The organism is Paenalcaligenes sp. Me52, from assembly GCF_050487965.1.
GTDB lineage: Bacteria > Pseudomonadota > Gammaproteobacteria > Burkholderiales > Burkholderiaceae_B > Paenalcaligenes.
The window spans coordinates 1-541 of the sequence record NZ_JBKQFO010000059.1; the positions used below are offsets into that span (position 1 = coordinate 1).

A 541-nucleotide genomic window follows, 5' to 3' on the forward strand; every position below is an offset into this window, starting at 1 on the left:
GGTCTCGACGGCCCGGCATTACCGGAACCGACATTCGCACCGCAAAACTGTACGGCGGTAGAGCTGATGGCGAAAACGCTGCGTGAAAGTGAGGAACCTGTCACCATTGTGTCTACCGGACCGCAAACTAACGTTGCCTTGCTGCTCAATAGCCACCCGGAACTGCATAGCAAAATTGCCCGTATCGTGATTATGGGCGGCGCAATGGGGCTTGGTAACTGGACGCCTGCGGCTGAATTTAATATTTACGTTGACCCGGAAGCGGCAGAAATTGTCTTCCAGTCAGGAATTCCGGTGGTGATGGCCGGTCTGGATGTTACTCACAAAGCACAAATCCACGTTGAAGACACTGAGCGTTTCCGCGCGATTGGCAACCCTGTTTCAACCATTGTTGCCGAACTGCTGGATTTCTTCCTCGAATATCATAAAGACGAAAAATGGGGCTTTGTCGGCGCACCACTGCATGACCCATGCACCATCGCCTGGCTGTTGAAACCGGAGTTGTTTACCACTGTTGAGCGCTGGGTTGGCGTGGAAACAC

General features: G+C 53.0%; 1 protein-coding gene. It reads left to right on the forward strand.

The features are described 5' to 3' along the window. Positions 1-541, forward strand: a 541-nt coding sequence (locus ACLO87_RS16975; protein ID WP_430224368.1) for a nucleoside hydrolase, incomplete at both ends; no start/stop codon positions are given.